Raw genomic sequence first — 23,712 nt, 5'->3', positions numbered from 1 at the left:
ACTCGTCGAGGAGTAGGACCAGGGCCCTCATGACCGTGGCCCCCCTCGACATGAAGGCGGGGAGTGTCTCCGGGGGGAGACAAATGATTACCGGGGGATACATATGCACATTTCCGATTTCCATGCTTCTGCCACCGCTCTGTCGTCGGCCGCTTCCGCGACCGACAGCCACGGGCGGCTGATGGCCGGCGGCGCCACCACACACGGCGTGGGTCGCTCCACGCCGCTGCGCGTCGACGCACAGCGCAATCTCGAACACGTACTTCGCGCGGCCCGCGAGGTCTTCGGCGAGCTCGGTTACGGGGCTCCGATGGAGGACGTCGCACGGCGCGCACGGGTCGGCGTCGGCACCGTGTACCGGCGTTTCCCCAGCAAGGACGTCCTGGTCCGGCGGATAGCCGAGGAGGAGACCTCGCGGCTGACCGAGCAGGCCCGCACGGCTCTCGGCCAGGAGGAGGAGCCGTGGCAGGCGCTGTCGCGCTTCCTGCGCACCTCCGTGGCCTCGGGCGCCGGGCGGCTGCTGCCTCCGCAGGTGCTGCGGGTCGGCGGGCCCGGTGAGGACGGGGCCGACGGGGTGGACGGGGAGGCCGCGCGGGTTCCGCACCAGCGTCAGGTCGTCGCGGCCGGCGGGGCGCCCGATCTGCGGGTCGTCGGCGCTTCCCGGACCGGCCTGGACGACGAGCCGTCGGAGGACGCGGGCGCGGGCGAGCTGCTCGAGGTCGTCGGCCGCCTCGTCGACCGGGCCCGGGAGGCCGGTGAGCTGCGCGCCGACGTCACGGTGGCCGATGTGCTGCTGGTGATCGCGACGGCCGCGCCCGCGCTGCCCGACGCGGCGCAGCAGGCGGCGGCTTCCGCCCGGCTGCTGGACATCCTGCTCGAAGGGCTGCGGTCCCGGACGGCGTAACGCGGAGCACGGCGGTCGGAAGTGCTGCGCTCGGAAGGCGGTGCTCGGAGTGCGGTCCGGGTCGTTCGGCCGGGGCGCCCGGGACGTGAGGTTCACGGACCGGGCGGCTCGGCCGGTGCGTCAACCGGCGCCTCCCCCGGGGAGCTCTCGCTCGAACGGGTGAGGATCCGTACGGCAATTCGCCGGGGCCTGCCCGGATGAGTGGAAGGTGTGCAGACGGGCTCGGCGCGCGCCCGCCGTGTGACACGCTGAATCGGTGTACCGGTTGAGTGTGTCGTGCGAGGGCCTCCGCGATGAGCGTTGACGGGCGGGAAGAGCCACACGGTGGCACCGGCGGCGACGTCGATGCGGGCAGCCTGCCCGCGCGGCAGGTCCCGGCGCAGCGCGAACCGGGCGGCCGGCACGCCGCCGGGGCGAGCGGGGAACTTCCGCCCTCCGACGGGGACTTGATCGCGCGGATGCGCGGGGGCGACGACGGGGCCTACGAGGAACTGTTCCGCCGCCACTCCGATGCCGTGCGCCGCTATGCCCGCACCTGCTGCCGCGACGAGCACACCGCCGACGATCTGACCGCCGAGGTGTTCGCCCGGACCCTCCAGGCCGTACGGGGCGGGGCGGGTCCGGACCAGTCCGTGCGCGCCTACCTGCTGACCACCGTACGCAGGGTCGCCGCGGCCTGGGCGAAGACGGCGAAGCGGGAGCAACTGGTCGAGGACTTCGCGCTCTTCGCGGAGCAGGCCTCCGGGTCCGGCGAGGGTGCGGGCGGGCTGCCCGTGCGCGCCGGGGACGACACCCTCGAACTAGGCGCCGATGTGCGGGCCATGCACGAGGCCGAGCAGACCCTGGCGATGCAGGCCTTCCGGAGCCTGCCCGAGCGGTGGCAGGCCGTGCTCTGGCACACCACCGTCGAGGAGGCGTCGCCGAGCTCGATCGCCCCGCTCTTCGGGCTGAGCGCGAACGCCACCGCGGTCCTGGCCAGCCGGGCCCGCGAGGGCCTCAAGCAGGCCTACCTCCAGGCCCATGTGAGCACGGCCCTGAGCTCCGGCGGGGACTGCGCCCGGTACGCCGACCGGCTGGGGGCCTATGCCCGCGGGGGTCTGCGGATGCGGGCCGAGCGGGGGCTGCGCAAGCACCTCGAGGAGTGCGCCCAGTGCCGGCTCGCCGCGGGCGAGCTCAAGGACGTCAACGCGGGCATTCCCGCGCTGCTGCCGGTCGCGGTCATCGGGTGGTTCGCCGCCGGGTACGCGGCCAAGGCGGCCGGAGTGGTGGCCGGCGGGGCCGTCGCCGCGGGCGGTGCCGGTGCGGCTGCCGCAGCGGTGGGCGGGTCCACGGCCGGGGCTGGTGCCGGAGCCGGGGCTGCTGGTGGAGCCGGGGCCGGAGCCGCTGGTGGGGCCGGGGCCGCTGGTGGCGGTGGGGCCGGCGGGGCCGGCGGAGCCGTGGCTTCGGAGGGGCTGGGGCTGCCGGCCAAGGCGGCCATCGCCGCCGGGGTCGTGGTGGCCGCGGCCGCCGGGGTGGTGTTCGCGCTGGCCGGTGACGACGCCGGACCGACGGTGCGCGCGAACCCCGCGCCGGGGGTGTCCGCGCCGGTGCCGCGGAGTCCGGCGCCCTCCGCGCCGGAGCCGGAGCCGTCGCGGGCGCAGCCTTCGCGGGCGCGGGGATCCGTACCGCCGCCGCGGAAGCAGACGCCCCCGCCGGCGGCCGTCGTACCGGCCGCGCCGGAGCCCTCGCGGAGCCCGCAGCGGTCCTCGCCCGCGCCGAGCCCGAGCCGGGCCCCGAGCCCGAAGCCGAGCCCCACGCCGACTCCCGTACCGCCGCCGAAGCCGACGCCGCCCAAGCCGCCGCCGGCACCGCAGGGGTTCCGGCTCTCCACCCTGGGCCAGTCCGCGTACGGGGCCCACGACAACCCCGAGATCGAGACCTGGCGGAGCAGCTGGGTCTGGCAGCGCTGGGCGCCGGTGATCGGGGGGCAGCGCTTCTCGCACGGGATCACCGTCAATTCCCGTTCCTCCGTGGAGATCACCCTCAACCGGAGCTGCGTCGGCTTCTCGGCGCGGGCCGGTGTGGACGGCATGTCGCTGCTCACCGACGGCACGGTCCGCTTCTCCGTGTACGCGGACGGGCAGCGGCTGTGGCAGTCCCGGGCCCTGGGCTACGGGGACCCGGCGGCGAGCGTGTCCGTCTCCCTCTCCGGGCACAAGACGCTGCGCCTGGTCGTGGAGCGTGCCGAGGGCGGCCGCCTGCCGACGCTGGCGACTTGGGCGGACTCCGTCATCAGCTGCCGCTGAGGGCGCCGGACCCGAAGGCCCGTACGGCCGCGGTCGGCCGGAGGGCCCGTCAGGACAGGGCCGGGCGGCGGAGCGGGACCCCGGTGGGGACGGCCCTGCGGCGGGGTGTGGAGGTGCCGGTCCAGCAGGTGCCCCGGCGGGCCAGGAGGCGGCCCAGCCACAGTTCCATCGAGACGAGTTCGGCGATGCCGTCGAGCGGGACCGGGCGGCCGTCCGCCGCGTCCAGGAGTGCCTGGCGGACGACCCGGGCTTCGATCAGGCCCGCGTCCGCCAGGAGCGGGGACTCGAAGAGGGCCAGCAGGTGCGGGAGGGCCGCGCGCAGCCCCAGGCGGGTCGCCGATTCGTTCGGGGCGTGGGCGGTGGCGCCCCACCCCGGGGGGAGGTCCCGTACTCCGGCCGAGGACAGGACCCCGCGCAGGACCGCCGCCCGGGCGCCGGGCTGCACGCGCAGGGATTCGGGCAGGGCCCGGGCGGCCCGTACGACCTGGTTGTCCAGGAACGGGGCGTGCAGCCGCTGGCTGCGGACCTCCACGGCCTGCTCGAAGACCCGGTGGTCGGCGGCGTGCCGGGCCAGGACGGCGCGGGCCCGGGCCTCCCCGGGGCGCAGTGAGAGGGGAGGGCGGCCCGCGGCGGCGGTGAGGCGGACGGATACCTCGGCCAGGGCTTCGCCCGTCAGCCAGGCCGCGGCCGGGCCCGGCCGGGACCAGGCCAGGGCGGCGAGCGAGGCGTCCACCGGGGAGCAGTGGCCCGGGGCGGCGACGCCGTCGCGCAGGCGGGCCGCCGCCGCCTCCATGCCGGCGCGGTACGGCGTACGGGCCAGGCGGCGGGCGGCCGCGTACACGGTGAGGGGGACGAGCAGGGGGCCGAGGAGGGAGTCGCCCTCGGACGGGGCGGAGCGGGCGAGGGCCAGGGTGGGGCGCAGCAGGTGGCGCCGGCGCCGGTCGAGCAGCAGGTCGGCGAGCCGGGCGGGGTGGGCGTCGAGGACCTGGCGGGCTCCGTGGCCGGTGAAGTGGTCGGCCGAGCCGGCCGCGAGGCGGCGGCGCTCGCGGGCGGCGAAGACCAGGGAGGGGCCCGGTTCGTCGGTCAGCGGCCCGTCGAGTTCGGCGTAGGGCAGGGCTTCCTCGGCGGCGGCGACGACCACGTGGTGCAGCCGGGGGTCGGAGGCGATGGCGTGGGCGCGTTCCAGTTCGGGTTCGCGGCCCTGGGGGGTGGCCAGGTCGTTGAAGGTGAGGGCGAGGAGGCGTTTGCCCGTGCCGCCGAGCAGGGCTCCGGGCGCGCCGGGGAGGCCGGCGGCGAGCAGCGCGAGGGTCGCGGAGGCGCTGCCTCCGGAGAGGTCGGCGCCGACTCCGGGGACGGGCGCGGGGGCGCCGCGCGCGGCGCGCCGGTCGGCGGGGCCCATTCCGGGGACGGGCCCGGGGTCGTAGGGCAGCGTCTCGGGAGCATGCCGCGGGGCCGTGAGCCGGGCGCGCACCGCGTCGACCAACGCTTCCCGTACGCCCTCCACCGCGAGCGCCGGGTCGGCCGTGGGGGCGGCCACCGCGAGGGAGGCCACCGGTTCGTACCCGGTGATCTCCCGTGAGCCCTCGCGCAGGATCAGCGCGTGCCCGGGCGGGATCCGGCGTACGCCGACGTACGGTGTGCCGTCGCCCAGTGCCTCCGGGCTGTCGGGGCAGGCGAGCAGGGCGGCGAGATGGCCGATGTCGAGCTGCGCCTCGATCAGGTCGGCGAGCGGGAGGGCGGCGGTGGCGTAGGCGGTCCCGCGCGCCCAGGGCGTGTAGAAGACGGGCCGCGCACCGGCCAGGTCGCCGACGACGGTGATGCGGCGCCCGGCCTGGACGACGGCGGTGTAGCTGCCGGACCACTGGGTGAGGTGGCGCAGGGCGCCGCCGCGGGCGGCGTAGAGGGCGCGGCGCAGTTCCTCGTCGGTGGCGCCGCAGCAGCCGAGGACCGCGAGGCGGGTGAAGGGGTCCGCGGGGTCGGCGGTGAGGGTGCGGATCTCGTCCGGGCGCCAGTCGCCGACGGCCCACAGGGGGTCGGGATCGCCCCAGAGCAGCTGGGCGCCGACGGGGACCACGGTGCGGTCGGCGTCGGCGGCGCCCGGTTCGTCGGGGTGGCCGGCGTCGGCGAGCCCGCCGCGGACCTGGCCGTCGGCCCATCCGTCGGGGCCGGAGCCGTTCCCGGAGGCGTAGGCGCCACCGGAGGCGTACCCCGCGCCGTATCCCGAACCGGAGCCGTATCCCGAACCGGAGCCTGATCCGTAGCCCGGGCCGGATCCGTAGCCCGGGCCGGATCCGTATGTTCCCTGGTCGTAGGCGTGCGCAGCGCCGTGCGCCGCGACCCGTCCGGCCGTGCCGAAGCTCGCGGCGATACTGCTCCACCCCACCAACCAGCGCACCGCCGCCTCCCCAGCCCGTGGGCACCTGACCGGGGTGCGAACCGCGCGGCCGGCGCTCTGCGCGCGGGCCGGAGGGACCCCGGGTGGCTCGGGGTCCATGCTGCCACGAGACAGGCGTGCGGGAGTGGGTAAGGGGGGCGCACGTATAAACGAACACGCCCCGGCCATGCGGTATTTGGCGTTCCGTTCCGACCGCCCCATAGGTCGGTTTCGGCCATTCTTCGGCCGCGCTGAGAGCCCCGAGAGGAGTCCTGCGCGCAGCCCCGCGGGTCCGCCGCCCGGGCCCGCCCGGCGGAGCGCGGCCCGGGGGGCGGGATCCACCCCCCGGACCGTTCCGCCACCCGCGGGGATTGAGGCAGCGGCATCCCCCGGCCCGCCCGGTCCGCGCGGCGGGCCGACCCACGCACCGCACATCGAATCGCCGGGCCCCCACGGCGGCCAGAGCGCACGGCCGGGCGCACGGCCACACGGATGGAGCACGCACTGACACGTGCGCCCCGGCTCCGGGCTCCTGCCCGACTGTGCATACGGACAACAATCCCGCCATACGGAACAGGAGGCCTTAACGCTTGGGAGGCGGGGAACTACGCTGGGTTTACGAAATGCCGGGCGCCTATGCCCCGGCTGCGTTGGCGTTGTATGCGTTCCGCGTGTGACGAGGGGTGGCGCATGTCCAGGGAGCTCCGCGAGCCCAATGAGAAGCTCGGCGCCGTCCTCGCCCTCGCGGGCATCAGCAACGCCGGGCTGGCGCGGCGGGTCAACGACCTCGGCGCCCAGCGCGGTCTGACCCTCCGCTACGACAAGACCTCGGTGGCCCGGTGGGTGTCGAAGGGGATGGTGCCGCAGGGCGCCGCCCCGCACCTGATCGCGGCCGCCATCGGCGCGAAGCTCGGCCGGCCCGTGCCGCTGCACGAGATCGGGCTCGCGGACGCGGATCCGGCGCCCGAGGTGGGGCTGGCCTTCCCGCGCGACGTCGCCGCCGCCGTGCGCTCGGCCACCGACCTCTACCGGCTCGACCTCGCCGGCCGGCGCGGGGGTGGCGGGATCTGGCAGTCGCTCGCCGGCTCCTTCTCGGTGTCCGCCTACGCGACGCCCGCCTCGCGCTGGCTGATATCTCCCGCCGACAGCTCGGTGGCGCGCGAGCCGGTGGTCCGCGAAGCGGTACCGGGCACGGCTCCGTCCCGCGACGCGGTACCGGGCGCGGCCCCGCCGGAGGGCCTTCCGGCGCCGCCCGGCGCCCGTGTCGGGGGTGTGCCCGGCCGGCCCGCGCGCGAAACGCCGCCGGCGCCCGCGGCGGCCGCACCCGACGCCGGGGGCCCGCAGCGCGTGGGCCACAGCGATGTGACCAAGCTGCGCGAGGCCGCCGAGGACGCCCGCCGCTGGGACTCCAAGTACGGCGGCGGCGACTGGCGTTCCTCGATGGTCCCGGAATGCCTGCGGGTGGACGCGGCGCCGCTGCTGCTCGGCTCCTACACCGACGAGGTGGGCCGCGCGCTCTTCGGCGCCACCGCCGAACTGACCCGGCTGGCCGGCTGGATGGCCTTCGACACCGGGCAGCAGGAAGCGGCCCAGCGGTACTACATCCAGGCGCTGCGCCTGGCCCGCGCCGCCGCCGACGTACCGCTCGGCGGGTACGTGCTGGCGTCGATGTCGCTGCAGGCCACCTACCGGGACTTCCCGGACGAGGGCGTGGACCTGGCGCAGGCCGCCGTCGAGCGCAACCGGGGGCTGGCCACGGCGCGGACGATGAGCTTCTTCCGCCTCGTCGAGGCCCGGGCGCACGCGAAGGCGGGGGATTCGGCGGCCGCCGGGGCCGCGCTGCGGGCTTCCGAGGGGTGGCTGGAGCGGGCCCGGGACGGCGACGCCGATCCGACCTGGCTGGGCTTCTACTCGTACGACCGCTTCGCGGCGGACGCCGCCGAGTGCTACCGGGACCTCAAACTCCCGCGCCAGGTCAGGCGTTTCACGGAACAGGCACTGTCCCGGCCGACGGAGGAGTACGTACGATCACACGGGCTGCGGCTCGTCGTGAGCGCGGTGGCCGAGCTGGAGTCCGGGAACCTCGACGCGGCGTGCGCGGCGGGGACCCGGGCGGTGGAGGTCGCGGGACGGATCTCGTCCGCCCGGACGACGGAGTACGTACGGGACCTGCTGCACCGGCTGGAACCGTACGGGGACGAACCGCGCGTCGCCGAACTGCGCGAGCGGGCCAGGCCTCTGCTGGTAACCCCGGCATAGGCCCCGCGTGGCCCCGATGTCAGTGGCGGGGTGCACTATGCAGGGGTGGGAGGTGTCAGTGTGGGCGGCGGCGTGGGCGGCATGAGCAGACGGGGCGGGCTGGACTGCGATGTGCTGGTGATCGGCGGCGGCATCGTCGGCTTGTCGACGGCGCACGCCCTCGCGGGGCTCGCTCCGGGGACCCGGGTGGTCGTCCTGGAGAAGGAGGACGGCCCCGCGCGCCACCAGACGGGCCGCAACAGCGGGGTGATCCACAGCGGGATCTACTACAAGCCGGGCTCGCTCAAGGCGCGGTTCGCGGTGCGCGGGGCGGCCGAGATGGTCAAGTTCTGCACGGAGCACGGCATCCCGCACGAGGTGACGGGCAAGCTCATCGTCGCCACCGAGCGGGACGAGCTGCCGCGGCTGCACGCACTCGTACAGCGGGGCCGGGAGAACGGCATCCCGGTGCGGGAGCTCGGGCCGACGCAGATCTCGGAGTACGAGCCCGAGGTCCGCGGGCTCGCGGCGATCCACGTCGGGACCACCGGGATCGTGGACTACGGGCGGGTCGCGCAGCAGCTCGCGGAGTCCTCGGGGGCGGAGATCGTCTACGGCGGGGCCGTGGAGCTGATCTCGCGGCGCGCGACCGGGGTGGCGGTGCGCACGAGCGGGGGCGTCGTGGTGCGCGCGCGGGTGCTGGTGAACTGCGCGGGTCTGCAGTGCGACCGGATCGCACGGCTGGCCGGGGACGACCCGCAGATGCGGATCCTGCCCTTCCGGGGCGAGTACTACGACCTGGCCCGGCCCGATCTGGTGCGCGGGCTGGTCTATCCGGTGCCGGACCCGGCGTTCCCCTTCCTCGGCGTCCACCTGACCCGGGGCATCGGCGGCGGGGTCCACGTCGGGCCGAACGCCGTGCCGGCGCTGGCCCGCGAGGGGTACGGCTGGGGCACGGTCCGGCCGCGCGACCTCGCGGACGAGCTGGCCTGGCCGGGATCCTGGCGGATGGCCGCGCGGCACTGGCGGTACGGAGCGGGCGAGGTGCGGCGGTCGCTGTCGAAGGCGGCCTTCGTCGAGGCCGTACGGAGACTGCTGCCGGCGGTGCGGGCGCAGGACCTGGTGCCCGCGGCGGCGGGAGTGCGGGCGCAGGCGGTGCTGCGCGACGGGACGCTGGTGGACGACTTCCTGATCCGGGAGGGGGAGCGGGCGGTGCACGTGCTGAACGCGCCTTCCCCGGCGGCCACCGCTTCGCTGCCCATCGGGCGGGAGATCGCCGGGCGGGCGCTCAAGGCCTTGCGCAGCGCGTAGCCCTGCGGGGCCCGGGCCCGGAAAGGTCCTGGGGCTCCGCCCCGGACCCCGGTCCTCAGGCGCCGGACGGCTGGACAGGGCCGCCGCGCGTAGAATCCGGGGATTGTGTCTGAGTCTCTGAGTCCCCAGAATCCCGCCGCCGAGCCCGTGCCGGAGGCGGCCTCCACCTACGTGCCCCCGAAGTGGCGCACCGAGCCCCGGTTCCCCGACGGGCCCGCGCCCGATCCGGCGGGATCGCACCACGAGCGGCGGATCCGGAGCTTCCAGCCCCGTCGCAGCCGGGTGACCACCGGGCAGGGCGAGGCCCTGAAGCGGCTGTGGGGCACCTGGGGGCTCGACATCGACGGGCACGAGGTGCTCGATCTGAAGGAGATGTTCGACGGGCTCCCCGTCGTGCTGGAGATCGGCTTCGGCATGGGCGAGGCCACCGCGCAGATGGCCGCCGCCGATCCGGGCACCGGGATCCTCGCCGCCGACGTGCACACCCCGGGGCAGGGGAATCTGCTCGCCCTCGCCGAGCGCGGGGGCATGACCAATGTCCGCGTCGCGAACGGCGATGCCATCATCCTGCTCCGCGAGATGCTGCCCCCGGACTCCCTCGCCGGGCTCCGCGTGTACTTCCCGGACCCCTGGCCGAAGGCCCGCCACCACAAGCGGCGGCTGATCCAGCCCGAGTTCCTCGCGCTGGCCGCCACCCGCATGGCGCCGGGGGCGGTCCTGCACTGCGCGACCGACTGGGAACCGTACGCCGAGCAGATGCTCGAAGTGCTGACGGCCCAGCCGGAGTTCGAGAACACGCAGGCCGACGGCGGTTATGCGCCCCGCCCGGACTTCCGGCCACTCACCCGTTTCGAGGGGCAGGGCCTCGACAAGGGGCACGTCGTACACGATCTGCTGTTCCGGCGTACGGGTAACGCCCAGAACTGAGGACATCACTCCTCGTGTCGGGTCCGCTCGGTAGAGTCATCACGTGCCCCGAGCGACCCGGCCGTCCCGGCTGCTGCACCGAGTGCCGCGTACCGCCGGCGCCGTGCGCACGTACGCCCTCGTCGCGCTGCTCGGCGTCTGCGGCATCGCGATCCTGGAACTCGTACGGGAACAGACCGGTACGCCCGGGTTCTTCGTCGGCCTGGGGCTGGCCCTGCTGCCGGTGGCGCCGCTCATGGCGGCGTTCCGGTGGGTGGGGCGGGCTTCTCCGCATCCGTGGGCGCAGTTGGCGTTCTGCTTCGGCTGGGGGGCGTGCGCCGCGGCGCTGATCGCCATACTGGCCAACAGTTTCGCGACCCAGTGGATAGCCGCGGCCACGGCCGATCCGTCCGATGCCGACCAGCTCGGCTCGGTGGCGATCGCTCCGGTGGTCGAGGAGAGCGCCAAGGCTGCCGCCCTGCTGCTGGTGTTCCTGTTCAGGAGACGCCAGTTCAGCGGGCCCTCCGACGGTTTCGTGATGGCCGGTTTCACCGCCACCGGCTTCGCCTTCACCGAGAACATCCTCTACCTCGGCAACGCCTTCGACGAGGACGTCGCGAACGGCACCGGGGTGCTCAACTCCGTGACGGCGGCGACCTTCTTCGTCCGGGGCATCATGTCCCCGTTCGCCCATCCGCTGTTCACCGTGGCCACCGGTCTCGGCTTCGGCGCCGCCGCGCTCGCCGTGCGCCGCACCAGCCGGACCGGCCTGCCGCTGCTCGGCCTCGCCTCCGCGATGGGGCTGCACGCACTGTGGAACAGCTCCTCGGACCTGGGCGAGTCCGGGTTCTACGTGGTCTACGGCTGCGTGATGGTCCCCGTGTTCGTGCTGCTGGCCTGCCTGGCCGTGTGGATACGGCGCCGGCGGCTGCGGGCCGTCGCCGGGGAGCTCGCCGTGTACGCGGCAGCCGGCTGGCTGAGCCCGGCCGAGGTCCCCGCGCTGGTGTCGATGCCCGCACGCTCCCTGGCCCGCGCACTGGCCAGGAGCACCGGGGGCCGGCCCGCGGGACGGGCCGTCGCCCTGTACGAGGCCGATGCCGCGTCCCTGGCTCTGCTACGTCACCGCGCGCGCGGCGGCGGCCCGGACCGGGACCCCGACTTCGCCCGGCGGGAGCGGGAGTTGCTCCGCCGGCTCTGGCTGCGCCGCGCGACGGCGGGCCCGGCGCTGTCCCGGGCGGCGGTGCTGGAGGAGCTCCTCCCGCCCTGCTTCGACCCGCTGGGGGTACCGGGACGGGTACCGGGGCCGAGCCTGGTGCCGGGGCCTGTGCTGGTGCCGGGGCCCGTGCTGGTACCGGGGCCTAGACGTTCAGGCCCCGTGCCTTCAGCCATGACAGCGGGTCCACCGTGACCCCGCCCCGGCGGACTTCGAGGTGGAGGTGGGGGCCGGTGACGTTGCCGGTCGCGCCGACCCGGCCGATGGTGTCGCCCCCGGCGACCGAGCCGCCGGTCACCGACATCGAGGAGAGGTGGCAGTACCAGATCTCGGTGCCGTCGGGGAGTTCCAGCACGATGCGGTAGCCGTACGCCCCGGACCAGCCGGCCGAGGTGATCCTGCCGGAGCCGACCGCCTTGACGGGGGTGCCGGTCGGGGCGGCGAAGTCGAGGCCGGTGTGGTGGCCGGAGGACCACATCGAGCCGGAGTCGCCGTAGTGCGAGGTGAGGGTGTAGGCCGAGGTGGGCAGGAAGAAGGATCCGGCGGACCGGGCCGCGCTCTCCGCCTTGGCCTTGGCCTCGGCGGCCTCCTTGGCCGCCTGCGCCTGGCGCGCCTCCTCGGCGGCGGCCTGCTCGGCCGCCTCCGCCGCCGCCTTCTCGGCGGCCTCCTTCGCCGCCTGCGCATCGCGCGCCTGCCGGGCCGCGGCCTCCTGGGCCAGCCGCTCCGTTTCGGCCCGCTCCTGGGCGGCGGCGGCCTCGTGCTGGGAGTCGGCCTGCTGGAGGATGCGGCTGCGCAGCAGCTCGCCGGCGTCGGAGCGGCGGTCGGTCTGCTGCGGGATGATCCCGGACCGGGCCGCCTCCGCGGACCGCGCGCCGACGGCGTCACCGTCGGCGGAGCCGTCGGGGGCGGAGTCACCGGTGGCCTGTCCGGCCCCGCCGAGCACCCCGGGGAGGGAGGGGAGCGAGGGGAGGGATATGGCGACCTGGGGCCGGTCCTGGGCGGTGGCGATGCCGCCCGCGCCGACCGCGGCGATCACGCCGACGCCGAGGACGGTGGAGGAACGGGCCAGTCCCCCGCGGGACTTGAGCACGCGGTGCTTGCCGCGGGGCGGCCGGGCCGAGTCCTCGGTGGGGTTCCACTCGCCCCAGGCACCGGCCGTGGGCTGCTCCTGAGCGTCGATGTCTTCAGGGGCAGGCGAGTTGGAGGCCACCGGGGCACACTCCTCATGGGCGAGCACGCGCACGGTGCCGTCTCTTGCGACGGCTGGGACGACCGCTCTGCGTTATCGAACGGTAATAGAGAAGGGGGAGTGATTCCAAGCAGTTGCGATTGATCGTTAACGACAATCAGCCACTACCCGCACGGCTTTGGCCAGGACTTATCGCCATCCTCGTGGATCAACCCGGGCAAAAATCACCCTCCCCTCCCACCTCTCGCGCCACATCTTCACATTGATGATCCGTCAGCTTGCTTGCCGAGCGCGCCTCTTCGGTCACGCTCCGTCCCCTTTCGGGATCACCCGCACCGTCCGGCGCCGGCTCGGCTGCCGCGCCCCCGGTCTGGACACCGCCAGCAGGGCCATGTCGTCGGTCGCCGCGCCGCCGGTGTGCCGGCGGACATCGGTGGCGAGCGCGCTCAGCAACTCGTCGGGTCCGGGGAAGACCCGGCCGCGCAGCCGGGCCGCCGGATCGTAGAAGATCCCCTGCCCGTCCCGGGCCTCGGTCAGCCCGTCCGTGTACAGGAGCAGCGTCGCCCCCTCGGGGAAGGGCCACTCCTGCACCCGGTCCGGCCAACCGCCCAGGTCCCCCATGCCCAGCGGCAGCGCCGGCTCGTCGGGGGCCAGCTCCGCGAGGCCGCCGTTCGCGTACAGCAGCAGCGGTTCGGGGTGGCCCCGGTTGACGAGCCGCAGCAGGCCCGTGTCCGGCGGGATCTCGCCGAGCACGCACGTGGTGAACCCCTCCACCGCGTCCAGGCTGTCGCGCCGGCCGCCCTCCCGGGTGAGCGCCCGCTCCAGCCTCCGTGCCACGCCCTCCAGGGTGGGCTCGTTCTCGGCCGCCTCCCGGAACGCGCCGAGCACCACGGCCACCGCCTCGACCGCCCCGAGTCCCTTCCCCCGCACGTCGCCCACCGCGAGGCGCACCCCGTAGGGGGTGTCCTGGACGGCGTAGAGGTCGCCGCCGATGAAGGCGTCCGCCTGCGCGGCCTCGTAGGAGGCGGAGACCTGCAGGCCCGCGATCCGCTCGGCGGGCGTCGGCAGGACGGCACGCTGGGCGACCTCGGCGATCCCGCGCGCGGAGGCGAGCTGCTCCGTGCTGCGCCGCACGACGACGTTGATCAGCGTGGCGAGCCCGGAGACGGTGAAGACGGTCGCCAGCTCGGTCAGCGCCTCCGCCTCGAAGCTGATGCCGTTGTAGAGGTGCAGCAGGATCACGGTGAGGGTGGCCGCGATCCCGGTCAGGACGGTTCCCCGGAGCGTGAACAGCGGGGCCGCGATGAGCGGGGCCGCGGAGAAGAAGGGGGAGCCGGTGAAGCTGGGCGGGGTCAGCACGTTGAAGAGGAAGCCGAGGACGATCAGAAGGGCCGGGAGCGTCCCGACCACCCGACGGACCGCGGGACTGCCGGCGATCGCGCCGAAGAAGCGCTCGCCCCTGCCCTGCCGGCCCAGCCCCGCCACGCTGCTCTCCTGCCGCCCGGTCCGCCCCGCCTCCCCAAGGCTGGGGGCAGCAGGGCCCGTACGGCGACCCGGGCGCGACCGTTCGAGTGACGGGAGGCGCGCCCGTGACCACGACACGACGAAGGCCCGGTCCCCCTGAGGGGACCGGGCCTTCGTACTGAGTAGCGGGGGCAGGATTTGAACCTACGACCTCTGGGTTATGAGCCCAGCGAGCTACCGAGCTGCTCCACCCCGCGTCGGTAAACCCAACTCTACGCCATCCGGGGGGAGCCCCCCGCCAATTACCGGCCACACCCCCGAGGAAGAGGACATCACCGCAGGTCAGAGCCATAAATCCGGCCCTCCCAGCGGGCTGTGGAGGGCTCCGGGGGCTTCTGTATCGTGGCTCCGACCTGAGGTCCTCGCGAGGGAACGGCTGATCCGGATGAAGACGAGCAGCCCGAATCCCCTGGCCCGCCGGCGCCTGATCGCCGCTGCCGCGGCGGCCCTCCTCACCGCGACGGGCTGCGCCGGCCGGCACCGGGCAGAGGGAACGGCACTGTCGCCGGGAGCGCGCGCGTACCTCACCGCCGCGCTGGATGTCATGGAGGGCAACTCCCTCTTCGCCGCGGACCTCGACTGGCCGGCCATCCGCCGCGAGGCCTCCGCCCGCGCGGGACGCGCACGGGTCCCCGCCGATACGTACGAGGCCGTCAGGCAGGCGTTGCAGGCGCTGGGCGACCGGCACAGCCGGTTCATGACCCCGCAGGAGGCCCGGCAAGCGCTGAGCCCGGAGCCCGGCAGCTCCGCGCTGCCGGAAGCGAGGATGCTCACCGGTTCCCTCGGCTACCTGTCCCTGCCCGCGGTGTCGTCCGACCTCGCCGCAACGGCCTACGTGCAGCAGGCCCGCAAGGCCGTCGCGGAGATCGACGGACAAGGGGCCTCAGGATGGATCGTGGACCTGCGCAGCAACACGGGCGGGGACATGTGGGGACCGCTCGCCGCGGTCGGGCCCGTCCTCGGTGACGGGGACGTCGGAGCGTTCGTGGAGGCCGACGGGAAGCGGACCCCGTGGACGATCCAGAGCGGCACGCCGCGCCAGTACCTCACCACCTGGGGCCCCGCCGCCCCCCTGGCCCGTACCGCTCCGGCGGTGGCGGTGCTCACCAGCAGCCGGACCGCGAGCGCGGCCGAGGCGGTGGCCATCGCCTTCCGCGTCCGCCCCGACACCCGCAGCTTCGGCCAGTCAACCCGCGGCGTCCCCACGGGAAACGACTCCCACTCCCTCCCGGACGGTGCGCTCATCCTCCTGACACAGGCCCGGGAAGCCGATCGCACGGGACGGATCCACAACGGCCCCCTCCCGCCCGACGAACAGGTCCCGGACGACACCCGCGACCTCGGCAGCAGCCAGGACCGCACGCTCGAAGCCGCGGCCCGCTGGCTGCGCGACCGGACCCCTGCGAAGCCGTAGCCGGCCCGGAGGCTCCGGCCTCCGATCCCGGCTACGGCCCGGAAACGACTGAGCGCCCCACCCGATCGGAACCGGGTGGGGCGCTCAGTAGCAGGTCAGAGGAGGTGTCCCCCGCCTGCGAGCAGTAGGCCATGTCGGACTCGAACCGACAACCAACGGATTAAAAGTCCAGGCAAGATCATGCCGGGCCATCCCGCTCGGTCCGTCGATGTCCGGCAATGCCTGGTCAGAGAGCTGCACCCTGTCGTTCGATCCACGCCAGGCCAGGCCGTGCCAGCACGTCCGCTCACGCATCGCTCACGCATTCGGCCGTGCCGACCAGGACTTTCATGCTCTTGCGTGTGCAGCGACGCAGGCGAGTCAGGTCCCGGCCCCATTTCGCACCACGACATCAGCCGAGAACCCGGCATGCCGCAGAGGCGCTGCCGCCTCGATCATCCCCGCAAGTACGGTGTGAGCCACCCTGAGCTGAGGACTCTGCCGGCCGCTCTCACCCAGCGGGGCTATGGCACTTCTGTGCAGGCGGACGGCGCGCCGGTAGAGCAGCTCGATCTCCCGGTTGAGGGCGAGGACGGACATCTGAGGGTCCCGGGAGATGAGGTACTGGCCGAGTACGAAGAGGAAGCACTCATGCTCCTGCTCGCACATGTTGTCCCGGTCCCAGACCTTGGCGGCCTCGAACTGGCTGGGGGTCATGTGGTCGAGCGCGATCTCCCGCGCCATCCCATCCTCGCCGGCGTCCTTGACGAGATCCCAAAGTTCGAGGCCGAGATCGGAAGGCGACCTGCGTCGGGATTTCACAGCTGTTCTCCTTCCCCGCCGCCGAGGAGTCGGGCGAGTTCGTCATCCATGTCCGTCTGGCCGGTGGTGACGACGTGCTCGCACCAGTCGCAGACCGCGCGAACTTTCTTGATGCTGTCGAGGACGGCTTCCTCTTCCTCGGTGGTCAGCAGCTCTTCCTGGGCGAGCACGACGGCGTTCTGCATGGACACGCAGAAGCTGGTGCACTGGCCCAGGATCCTGAGGACGGAGGACGCCGTCTCGCGGTAGCTGACCGTCGGACCGGTCTCGCTGAGGGCGGGATCGGATTCAGGTTTGGGACGTACCGGCCCTGGCCCTCCCCACTGAGCTTCCGCCTCCTTTTCCATCCGGCGGGCGCGGTCGCGATGAGCGTCACGTACCGCGCGCCGGAAGGAGGGGTCTTCGACGGCAGCTTTCAGGACCTCCGTGCGATCGGCCAGCTGCGTGACTGCCTCCGCTGCCTCCTTTGTGTCACGTAGGAGACGCTTGGCTGTGTCGATGCGTTCTGTAGGAGTGGCCGGCACGTGGGGCAGTGAGTGGCGCGCGCGCTTGGCGGCGTCGTAGTGCCAGGCGCCGCGATGGTTCGGGTCCAGGTCGTCTGACGGCTCTTCCCTGATCAACTGGAACCGGTTCAACTGCCCGGCGAGAAGTTCGTGAACCGTCCACGGCACGTCGTCGCGCCTCGTGTCCGGCGGCCAGGCCCTCGTCACGTAGAGGTACTTGGCGAGTGTCATCTCCTTCACCCGGATCTGTCGGGAGAAGAGGGACCTGATGCGGGTGACCTCGCCCCCGCCGCGCGGACGTCCCTCCAGCATCTCGTTCAGGATGTCGCCGATCTCGAAGTTGCTGGCGCTCTTGGACCGCACGGCCCGTCGGGCGCGGTGGACGTAGGCGGTCCACTGCTCTCGGGTGAAGCCATCCGGGATTTCAAGGGTGGGCATGCTCGGATCCTCTGCTTGAAGCGAAGGCCAGATGCAGGAGCACGCCCCCGAAGCTGCTACCGCGCACGAGACCTGGCCGCCTGACAAGCAGCGTCCCGCTCTGTCACCCATTCGGGCAGGTACGCACTCCGGCGCTTGGTGGCACCAGCAATCGCCAACACGCGACGCGGCGCATCTGTCCAGGCCCGCGCACAGCAGCGCGCCTCCCCGGCTGAGAAATCCGCAGGAGCTCCAGGAATTCAGGTACCGCCCCGCTCAGCGGCTGGCCGTACACGTGGGGTTGAAGTGGCTTGGACGAGATGAGCGCCGATCCCGACCTCAGCGCACGCCCCGTACGTGTGTGACCCCGAACGGTCTACGGATGGGCGAGAGTCGGGCCAGGTGCAGACCAAGTCCACTTTCTTCGTCATCGCGCCTGTCTCCGCGAGACGTTCGTCGTGATCGCGTGGTACTCAGCGGCGAACGCGGGTGCGGACCAGCAACAGGGTCAGGACTGCTGGTGTCACCGCCAGAGCAACGTATCCAAAGACCCCACGCGAGACCGCAAGTTGTGTGTACGCGGCAGGAGCGTCAGAGGACGTGATGTTGACCGCCCAGACGGCCAGAGGGATCGCGGTTGTCAGAAGTGCGAGCCACGCGCCGCGCCGGGCAAGGAGAGCTTGATCCGGGTGACCGGTCAGCATGCGGACCCCGGCCGAGGCCAGCACGAAGCCCGCAGCGCCGAATGCGGCGGCGAAGAGGATTGCTGGCAGGTTGTCGTCGAACACGATGACAGCGATGGCCGCATACCAAAGGCCCGCGACAAGTGACACCAACGCGGACATGCCGCGCCCCTTCCTACGGGTTGGGCCCCGAGCGATCGCCCGCTCGGGGCCCTTCTGACGGGTCAGCCGGCGGCCGGAGCGGAGGGCTTGATCTCGAAGATCTCGTTGACCGCTCCGTTCTCGCCCTTCTCTACCCTCCTGCTGCTACCCGGAGGGTCGCTCTGGTTCTGCTGCCCAGTCGGCTGCCCAGGCGGCCGTACGTCCACGGTGATCTGCCTGCCGCTGGCGTCCTTCGCCGGCTTGCCGTCCGGGCCCATGACGGGCATCCGGTCAGGCAGCTTTGTCGTGTCCACCGTGCCGTCGGCCTTTACCCACGGCGGCCGCGGAGGAGCAGCCGGCCTGTCGGAGGCTGTGGCGGTCATGACGCCCCCGGCGACGAGGATGGCAGCACCTGCCAGCACCGATACGAAACGTGCCCTGTTCAAGCGTGCCTCCTACGGTTCGATGTAGTGGAAGCCCGACCAGATGCCAACATTCCAGCCGTACCAGTCCCCGCCGTACTGGACGGACGTGTAGCCAGTCGTGCCGTAGTAGCCACCCCCGCAGGGCGGGGCGACGCCGAAGTTCCATGACAGCGTGTACTGGCCCGATTCAAAGGAGCTGTACTGCCATTCCCCGATCAGAGCGCAGACATACCAGTCCGCGCCATCCCACTTGTAGTACTCGTACTTGGCGGCGAGGTCCCCGGGCAGGCGCTTCCACGGCATGATGCAGTACAGGTCGCGACCTGCGTTCGCCTGCGTCTTGGTGTATCCGCCACCGTCTCCGTGGGACACCTCGGCATAGGTGTAAAGGCACTTGGTGCTGTCGGCGTTGGCCCAGACTTCGTCTTGTGCGTACACATAGTGCGCGCTCGCGGAAGTCGCAGTGGTGAGAATCAGGAGAGCCGCGATCGGGACTGCGAGAAGGCTGCTCAGCAGCATTCTGATGCGCCGGGGTTTTACCCGTATGTCCACTAATTTTCCTTTCGTCGTTGTTGATGCCAGGACCAAACTGACGACGCATCACGGCAAGGTACGCGGATGGCAATGGATATGCCAGACATCTGCGCACTCAACGTGACGTCGAATGCGGTTGGTGCCATCAACGTTTGGCAAACGTGCGAGCCACCTGGCCCGGCATGCTCGGCCGGTGTAGCCGTCGATGGCTTTGTCGGGCTTGGTGTTGACGACGTCCGGATCCTGGAGGTCAGCGCGGCGATGGCGTACGGGGGCGGCGGTGCGGTGGTTCGCGGTGCTGTGTGGTGACTGCGTGCGCAGGAGTCGATCGTTCGCTGTGGGCAATGGTGGGGCGCACCCTGCGGCAGCGCGGTGGTGGACAAGGAAAGATGGCGGAGCCGGACCACCGCCGATGGGGGATTGGCTCGTGTCTGAGAGCGTGAGCGGACGCTTGGAGGGCTCGGGGCCTTCCCCCATGCTCCGCCTGTCTGGGTGCGCGGTAGCGTCCCTTGTGAGACCAATCGTGGAAGGGACGGCCACCGGATGCCGCACAGCACTGACAGCGTCGGCGGGCGTGAACAGCTCGGCCTGATCCTCGACTTCGCCGGAGTGCTCACAGCCAGCCCTCTCGCTGTCCACCGTGCGTGGTGCGTATCCGAAGGGCTGGCGCCGGAAGCCTGGCGCAGCACCCTGAACAACCACCCGGAGGGCCGGCGTCTGTACGCGGCCCTGGAGGTCGGGGAGATAGGGCAGGCGGAGTGGAACGAGGGGACTGCCCCGCTGCTGGGTGCACACGTGGACCCGGTGAACCTGATGGGCCGGGCGTGGGCCGGGGTGCCCGCGGCTCGTCGGATGGCTGCCCTTGCCCGTGCCACACGGGCGGCTGGTCATCGGATTGCCCTGCTGTCCAACAGCTTCGGCCTGGACCCCTTCAACCCGTACGAGCACGTCGGAATCTGGGACCTGTTCGATGTCCACGTCGTCTCCGAGCTGGTCGGCATGGCCAAACCTGATCCGGAGATCTACCGGCTGACCTTGGACCGCATCGGTCTGCCGGCCGAGCGGTGTGTGTTCGTGGACGATCACGCTGTGAACCTTCCGCCAGCCGCGGAGCTGGGAATCACCACCGTCCACGCCACCGGTGAGGACGAGGCCGTCGCGGAGCTTGAGGCCCTTCTGGGAGTTCGCGCGGTCCTCGCAGCGTGACTGCAACTTTCGGCTGATCAGTGGTGCGGCGACCTCGGCCATCCCCATGGGTGCGGTGGTCGCGCGAAGCCCAAATTGTCCACGGCGACGGCAAGGAGCCGGACGCATGAAGCGGCTGGCAGATTGGCGCTGCCCGCCTCGCTCGACGAGCGTTCCGGTGTCGGTTGGCGCAAGCTGAGGTTGGCAGGCGCCCGCCCCGTGTGGACGAAGCGTCCAGGTCAGAGCCGCTTCAGCGGATCGGTGGTTTGGAGGCCGACGCTGTGACTGAACCCGTGAAGGCAGCGAAACGTACGGCGTCCGGCGAAGCCGTGATCAGGCTCTTCACCGAGGAAGATTCGGTGCGCGAGCTGACCTGTCTGCTCCACCGTGCGTACGCCGATCACGCTGCCGCCGGACGGGCCTTCTTCGCCTCGTACCAGTCTCCGCAGGACACGGCTCACCGCCTGCGGGGCGGCGAGTGCTGGCTGGCGCTTCAGGGGGAGTCGCTGGTCGGGACGGTCACTGTTGCAACTCCATACGTGGCCCCGCAGGGCTACCCTGCGCCGACTGGCGTGGGGTCTTTCTGGCAGCTGGCGGTGGATCCGTCTCAGCGAGGTACTGGGCTGGGCCAGCGGCTCTTGTCACTTGCCGAAGCGAGGGTCGCCGCTCGCGGCGCCGCGCAGGTCGTCATCGACACCTCGTCCCAGGCAACCGATCTCGTCGGCTGGTACCGCCGACGAGGCTACGTTCCTGTGGGTGCCTGGCGGTGGGATGTAACCAACTACGACAGCGTGGTCCTCTTGAAGGACCTGGTGCCGCGCTGATCGTGATGGCGGGAGGCACGCTGCAGGCGGCGGCCCCGGCTGGGGCGTTCGCTTGCCGTGTGCCTCCCGCGTGGATCACCTACTGGTCGAGGGCGCGGGTCGCTTCCTGGACAGCGAGGCTGAGGGCTTCGTCGAGGGCTTCGACGCGGCGACCTCCGGCATTGGCGATCGGGCCAGTGCCGCCTGCTCCGCCGCCGACGGTGCGGGCGGCCGAGGCGAGGATGTGGCTGGCCTGGGTTCCGGAGTCGAGGACGCCGGGCGTGATGGCGGCGACGAGTAGGGCCTTGCCGTCGTGCTCGGTGCCGAGGACGACCACCGCGCGGTCGCTGCGGAGGCGGTCGGCGGTGGTGGTGGCGAGGCTGCGCAGGTCGCTCGCGCCGAGTCCGGAGACCCGTTGCGAGACGATCCGGCCTCCGGGTACCTGGCGGGAGGAGGAGGCGAGCTGTTCCGCTTGGCTCCGCAGGTCGGCCTCGCGTCGGCGGGAGAGGTCCTTCTCCGCGGCGGCCAGGGAGCCGAGGCGCTTGTGGAGGGTCTCGGCGGCCTGCTTCGGGCGGGTGCCGAGGAGGGCGGAGACCTCTTCGAGGATGCGGCGCTCCACGTCGTGGTGGCGCAAGGCGCCGTGGCCGGTCAGGGCTTCGATGCGGCGGAGGTTGGAGCCGATCGAGCCCTCGCTGAGCAGGCGGAAGGCGCCGACCTGGGAGCCGTGGGCGACGTGGGTGCCGCCGCACAGCTCGCGGGAGAAGTCGCCGATGTCGACGATGCGGACGGTGTCGCCGTACTTCTCCCCGAAGAGGGCGATGGCGCCGGCGGCCTCGGCTTCGGCGCGGTCGGCGTGCCAGGCGCGGACGGCAGGGTCGTCGAGGACGTGGCCGTTGACGGCGGCTTCGATCCGGGCGAGCTGCTCGGGGGTGACGGCGGAGAAGTGGGCGAAGTCGAAGCGCAGGCGGTCGGATTCGACGAGGGAGCCCTGCTGGCGGGCGTGATCGCCGAGGGTGGCGCGTACGACGGCGTGCAGGATGTGGGTGGCCGAGTGGGAGCGCATGAGGCCCTTGCGGCGGTCGGCGTCGACAGCGGCTTCGCCCCTCGCCCCGGTGCGGAGCTCTCCTTCGACGACCCGGGCGCTGTGGACGCGGAAGCCCTCCAGGCCGTACCGGGTGTCCGTGATCCGCAGCAGGGTGCCGTCTTCGGTACGCAGGGTGCCGGTGTCGCCGATCTGGCCGCCGGCTTCGGCGTAGAACGGCGAGCGGTCGAGGACGAATTCGATCTCGGAGCCCTCGGGGGCGCTGGTGGTGACGGCCCCGCCGGAGATCAGGCCGAGCACGGTGACCTCGGCGGTGAGGTGCTCGTAGCCGAGGAAGTCGGTGCGCGGCAGGTGGGCGGACAGCTCCCGGTAGGTGTCCTGGCGGCGCAAGGCGTCGGCGGTCTTGGCCTTGCCGCCGGTCTTGGCCCGCTTCTTCTGCTCGTCCAGCAGCGTGGCGAAGCGGTCTTCGTCGACGGTCAGGCCGGCGTCGTGGGCGGCCTCGACGGTCAGCTCCAGGGGGAAACCGAAGGTGTCGGCGAGTTCGAAGGCGGTCTCGCCCGGCAGTGAGCCGGAGCGGCTCTCCCGGGTGCGGGTGATCGCGGCGTTCAGGAGCCGGGTGCCTTGCGCGAGGGTGCGGGTGAAGGACTCCTCCTCGGCGGTGACGACCTGCTCGATGAGGTTGGCCTGGTCGGTGAGTTCGGGCCAGACGTCGCCGAGGTTGGCGATCACGCTGGCCGTGGTGGGGGCGAGGACGGGCTGGTCGATGCCGAGCAGGCGGGCGTGCCGGATCGCGCGGCGCATGAGGCGGCGCAGGACGTAGCCGCGGCCGTCCTTGGAGGGCAGGACGCCATCGGCGATGAGGTAGGCGATCGAGCGGGCGTGCTCGGTGACGACCTGGAAGGAGACCTTCTCCTCGGCGCTGCCGGGGTAGTCGCGGCCGGCGAGTTCCTGGACGGTGTTCAGGGTGGGCATAAGCAGGTCGGTGGTGCAGACGTTCTCGACGTCCTGGAGGATCGCGGCGAGGCGGTCGAGACCGAGTCCGGTGTCGATGCTCTGCTGGGCGAGCTCGCCGAGGATCGGGAAGTTGCCCTTCTTGTCGCCCTCGCCGCGCTGGTACTGCATGAAGACGAGGTTCCAGATCTCCACGTAGCGCTCGCCGTCGACGGCGGGTCCGCCCTCACGGCCGAAGGCCGGCCCTCGGTCGTAGTTGACCTCCGAGCAGGGGCCGCAAGGGCCAGGGACGCCCATGGACCAGTAGTTGTCCTCCATGCCCAGACGCTGGATGCGCTCCGAGGGGACACCGATCTTGCGCCAGAGCTGTTCGGCCTCGTCGTCGTCCTCGTAGACGGTGATCCAGAGCCGGTCCTTCTCCAACCCGTAGCCCTCGGTGAGGAGTTCCCAGGCGTAGGCGATGGCGTCGGCCTTGAAGTAGTCGCCGAAGGAGAAGTTGCCCATCATCTCGAAGAACGTGGCGTGCCGGTTGGTGCGGCCGACGTTGTCGATGTCGGAGGTGCGGGCGCACTTCTGGATGGTGGTGGCGCGGCGGTTCTCCGGGGTGACCTCGCCCAGGAAGTAGGGCTTGAACTGGTTCATGCCGGCATTGGCCAGCAGCAGGGTCGGGTCGGAGGGGATGAGGGGGCTGGACGGGACCTGGCGGTGGCCGCGCGAGGTGAAGTAGTCCAGGAAGGTGGAGCGGATCTGCGTCGAACGCATGGGTGTGGCCCTCACGGAAGAGTCGTGGAGAGGTGGGGGTCGATCACACGCCGAGCCGGGCCGAGAACGGGGACTGAGTGGTTCTCAGTTCTCCAGCTCGACGCAGA

General features: G+C 72.5%; 18 protein-coding genes and 1 tRNA gene. 9 read left to right on the top strand and 10 right to left on the bottom strand.

Annotation, left to right across the window (positions count from 1 at the left end; all coding sequences use genetic code 11):
- The first annotated feature begins 103 nt into the window (after positions 1-103).
- Positions 104-904, top strand: coding sequence for a TetR/AcrR family transcriptional regulator (locus ACIA8F_RS02135; protein WP_399376239.1), 801 nt, complete (start codon positions 104-106; stop codon positions 902-904).
- Between the two features lie 293 nt (positions 905-1,197).
- Positions 1,198-3,189 (top strand): sigma-70 family RNA polymerase sigma factor, encoded by a 1,992-nt coding sequence (locus tag ACIA8F_RS02130; protein WP_399376238.1) that lies wholly within the window; start codon positions 1,198-1,200, stop codon positions 3,187-3,189.
- Positions 3,190-3,238: 49 nt separating this feature from the next.
- On the opposite strand, the gene ACIA8F_RS02125 is transcribed toward ACIA8F_RS02130, so the two are convergent.
- Positions 3,239-5,584, bottom strand: coding sequence for an asparagine synthase-related protein (locus ACIA8F_RS02125; RefSeq protein WP_399376237.1), 2,346 nt, complete (start codon positions 5,582-5,584; stop codon positions 3,239-3,241).
- 669 nt (positions 5,585-6,253) lie between these two features.
- On the opposite strand from ACIA8F_RS02125, the gene ACIA8F_RS02120 reads away from it, so the two are divergent.
- The 4 genes from ACIA8F_RS02120 (at position 6,254) to ACIA8F_RS02105 (ending at position 11,426) form a co-directional block, all read left to right on the top strand.
- Complete coding sequence (locus ACIA8F_RS02120; RefSeq protein ID WP_399376236.1) at positions 6,254-7,822, top strand: sporulation protein; 1,569 nt, start codon at positions 6,254-6,256, stop codon at positions 7,820-7,822.
- An 81-nt stretch (positions 7,823-7,903) separates the two neighbouring features.
- Entirely contained in the window at positions 7,904-9,112 is a 1,209-nt protein-coding gene (gene lhgO, locus ACIA8F_RS02115; protein ID WP_399376235.1) for an L-2-hydroxyglutarate oxidase, read from the top strand.
- 147 nt (positions 9,113-9,259) lie between these two features.
- Positions 9,260-10,039: a tRNA (guanosine(46)-N7)-methyltransferase TrmB gene (gene trmB / locus ACIA8F_RS02110; RefSeq protein ID WP_399376256.1), complete on the top strand. Its 780-nt coding sequence runs from the start codon at positions 9,260-9,262 to the stop codon at positions 10,037-10,039.
- 43 nt (positions 10,040-10,082) lie between these two features.
- Positions 10,083-11,426, top strand: a complete 1,344-nt coding sequence (locus ACIA8F_RS02105) for a PrsW family glutamic-type intramembrane protease (protein WP_399376234.1) — start codon at positions 10,083-10,085, stop codon at positions 11,424-11,426.
- Here ACIA8F_RS02105 and ACIA8F_RS02100 read toward each other — a convergent pair.
- The 3 genes from ACIA8F_RS02100 to ACIA8F_RS02090 all read right to left on the bottom strand — a co-directional run bounded on the left by ACIA8F_RS02100 (position 11,377) and on the right by ACIA8F_RS02090 (position 14,141).
- Positions 11,377-12,441 carry a M23 family metallopeptidase gene (locus tag ACIA8F_RS02100; protein ID WP_399376233.1) on the bottom strand — a complete coding sequence of 355 codons (1,065 nt, stop codon included), beginning with the start codon at positions 12,439-12,441 and terminating at the stop codon, positions 11,377-11,379. The two genes, ACIA8F_RS02105 and ACIA8F_RS02100, sit on opposite strands and share 50 nt — an antisense overlap.
- A gap of 282 nt (positions 12,442-12,723) precedes the next feature.
- Positions 12,724-13,905 carry a PP2C family protein-serine/threonine phosphatase gene (locus ACIA8F_RS02095; RefSeq protein ID WP_399376232.1) on the bottom strand — a complete coding sequence of 394 codons (1,182 nt, stop codon included), beginning with the start codon at positions 13,903-13,905 and terminating at the stop codon, positions 12,724-12,726.
- Positions 13,906-14,067: 162 nt separating this feature from the next.
- Positions 14,068-14,141, bottom strand: a tRNA-Met gene (locus ACIA8F_RS02090).
- A 188-nt stretch (positions 14,142-14,329) separates the two neighbouring features.
- Between ACIA8F_RS02090 and ACIA8F_RS02085 the strand changes: the two genes are divergently transcribed.
- Positions 14,330-15,358, top strand: a complete 1,029-nt coding sequence (locus tag ACIA8F_RS02085) for a S41 family peptidase (RefSeq protein WP_399376231.1) — start codon at positions 14,330-14,332, stop codon at positions 15,356-15,358.
- A gap of 360 nt (positions 15,359-15,718) precedes the next feature.
- Here ACIA8F_RS02085 and ACIA8F_RS02080 read toward each other — a convergent pair whose 3' ends face one another.
- The 5 genes from ACIA8F_RS02080 to ACIA8F_RS02060 form a co-directional block, all read right to left on the bottom strand.
- Complete coding sequence (locus tag ACIA8F_RS02080) at positions 15,719-16,159, bottom strand: hypothetical protein (protein WP_399376230.1); 441 nt, start codon at positions 16,157-16,159, stop codon at positions 15,719-15,721.
- Positions 16,156-17,100, bottom strand: coding sequence for a DUF6192 family protein (locus ACIA8F_RS02075; protein ID WP_399376229.1), 945 nt, complete (start codon positions 17,098-17,100; stop codon positions 16,156-16,158). The genes ACIA8F_RS02080 and ACIA8F_RS02075 overlap by 4 nt, the downstream gene beginning before the upstream one ends.
- 452 nt (positions 17,101-17,552) lie before the next feature.
- Positions 17,553-17,924, bottom strand: a complete 372-nt coding sequence (locus ACIA8F_RS02070; RefSeq protein WP_399376228.1) for a hypothetical protein — start codon at positions 17,922-17,924, stop codon at positions 17,553-17,555.
- Between the two features lie 62 nt (positions 17,925-17,986).
- Complete coding sequence (locus ACIA8F_RS02065; protein WP_399376227.1) at positions 17,987-18,349, bottom strand: hypothetical protein; 363 nt, start codon at positions 18,347-18,349, stop codon at positions 17,987-17,989.
- A gap of 9 nt (positions 18,350-18,358) precedes the next feature.
- Positions 18,359-18,880 carry a hypothetical protein gene (locus ACIA8F_RS02060; RefSeq protein ID WP_399376226.1) on the bottom strand — a complete coding sequence of 174 codons (522 nt, stop codon included), beginning with the start codon at positions 18,878-18,880 and terminating at the stop codon, positions 18,359-18,361.
- 525 nt (positions 18,881-19,405) lie between these two features.
- Here ACIA8F_RS02060 and ACIA8F_RS02055 point away from each other — a divergent pair.
- Entirely contained in the window at positions 19,406-20,068 is a 663-nt protein-coding gene (locus tag ACIA8F_RS02055; protein ID WP_399376225.1) for an HAD-IA family hydrolase, read from the top strand.
- Positions 20,069-20,328: 260 nt separating this feature from the next.
- Positions 20,329-20,871, top strand: a complete 543-nt coding sequence (locus ACIA8F_RS02050; protein ID WP_399376224.1) for a GNAT family N-acetyltransferase — start codon at positions 20,329-20,331, stop codon at positions 20,869-20,871.
- 79 nt (positions 20,872-20,950) lie between these two features.
- Here ACIA8F_RS02050 and alaS read toward each other — a convergent pair whose 3' ends face one another.
- Positions 20,951-23,605, bottom strand: coding sequence for an alanine--tRNA ligase (gene alaS, locus ACIA8F_RS02045; RefSeq protein ID WP_399376223.1), 2,655 nt, complete (start codon positions 23,603-23,605; stop codon positions 20,951-20,953).
- Positions 23,606-23,712: the final 107 nt, after the last annotated feature.

It is taken from the genome of Streptomyces sp. NPDC051563 (assembly GCF_044454225.1).
Classification (GTDB): domain Bacteria; phylum Actinomycetota; class Actinomycetes; order Streptomycetales; family Streptomycetaceae; genus Streptomyces.
The sequence above is the reverse complement of the archived record's forward strand: the minus strand, read 5'-3'. Positions and strand labels throughout refer to the sequence as shown.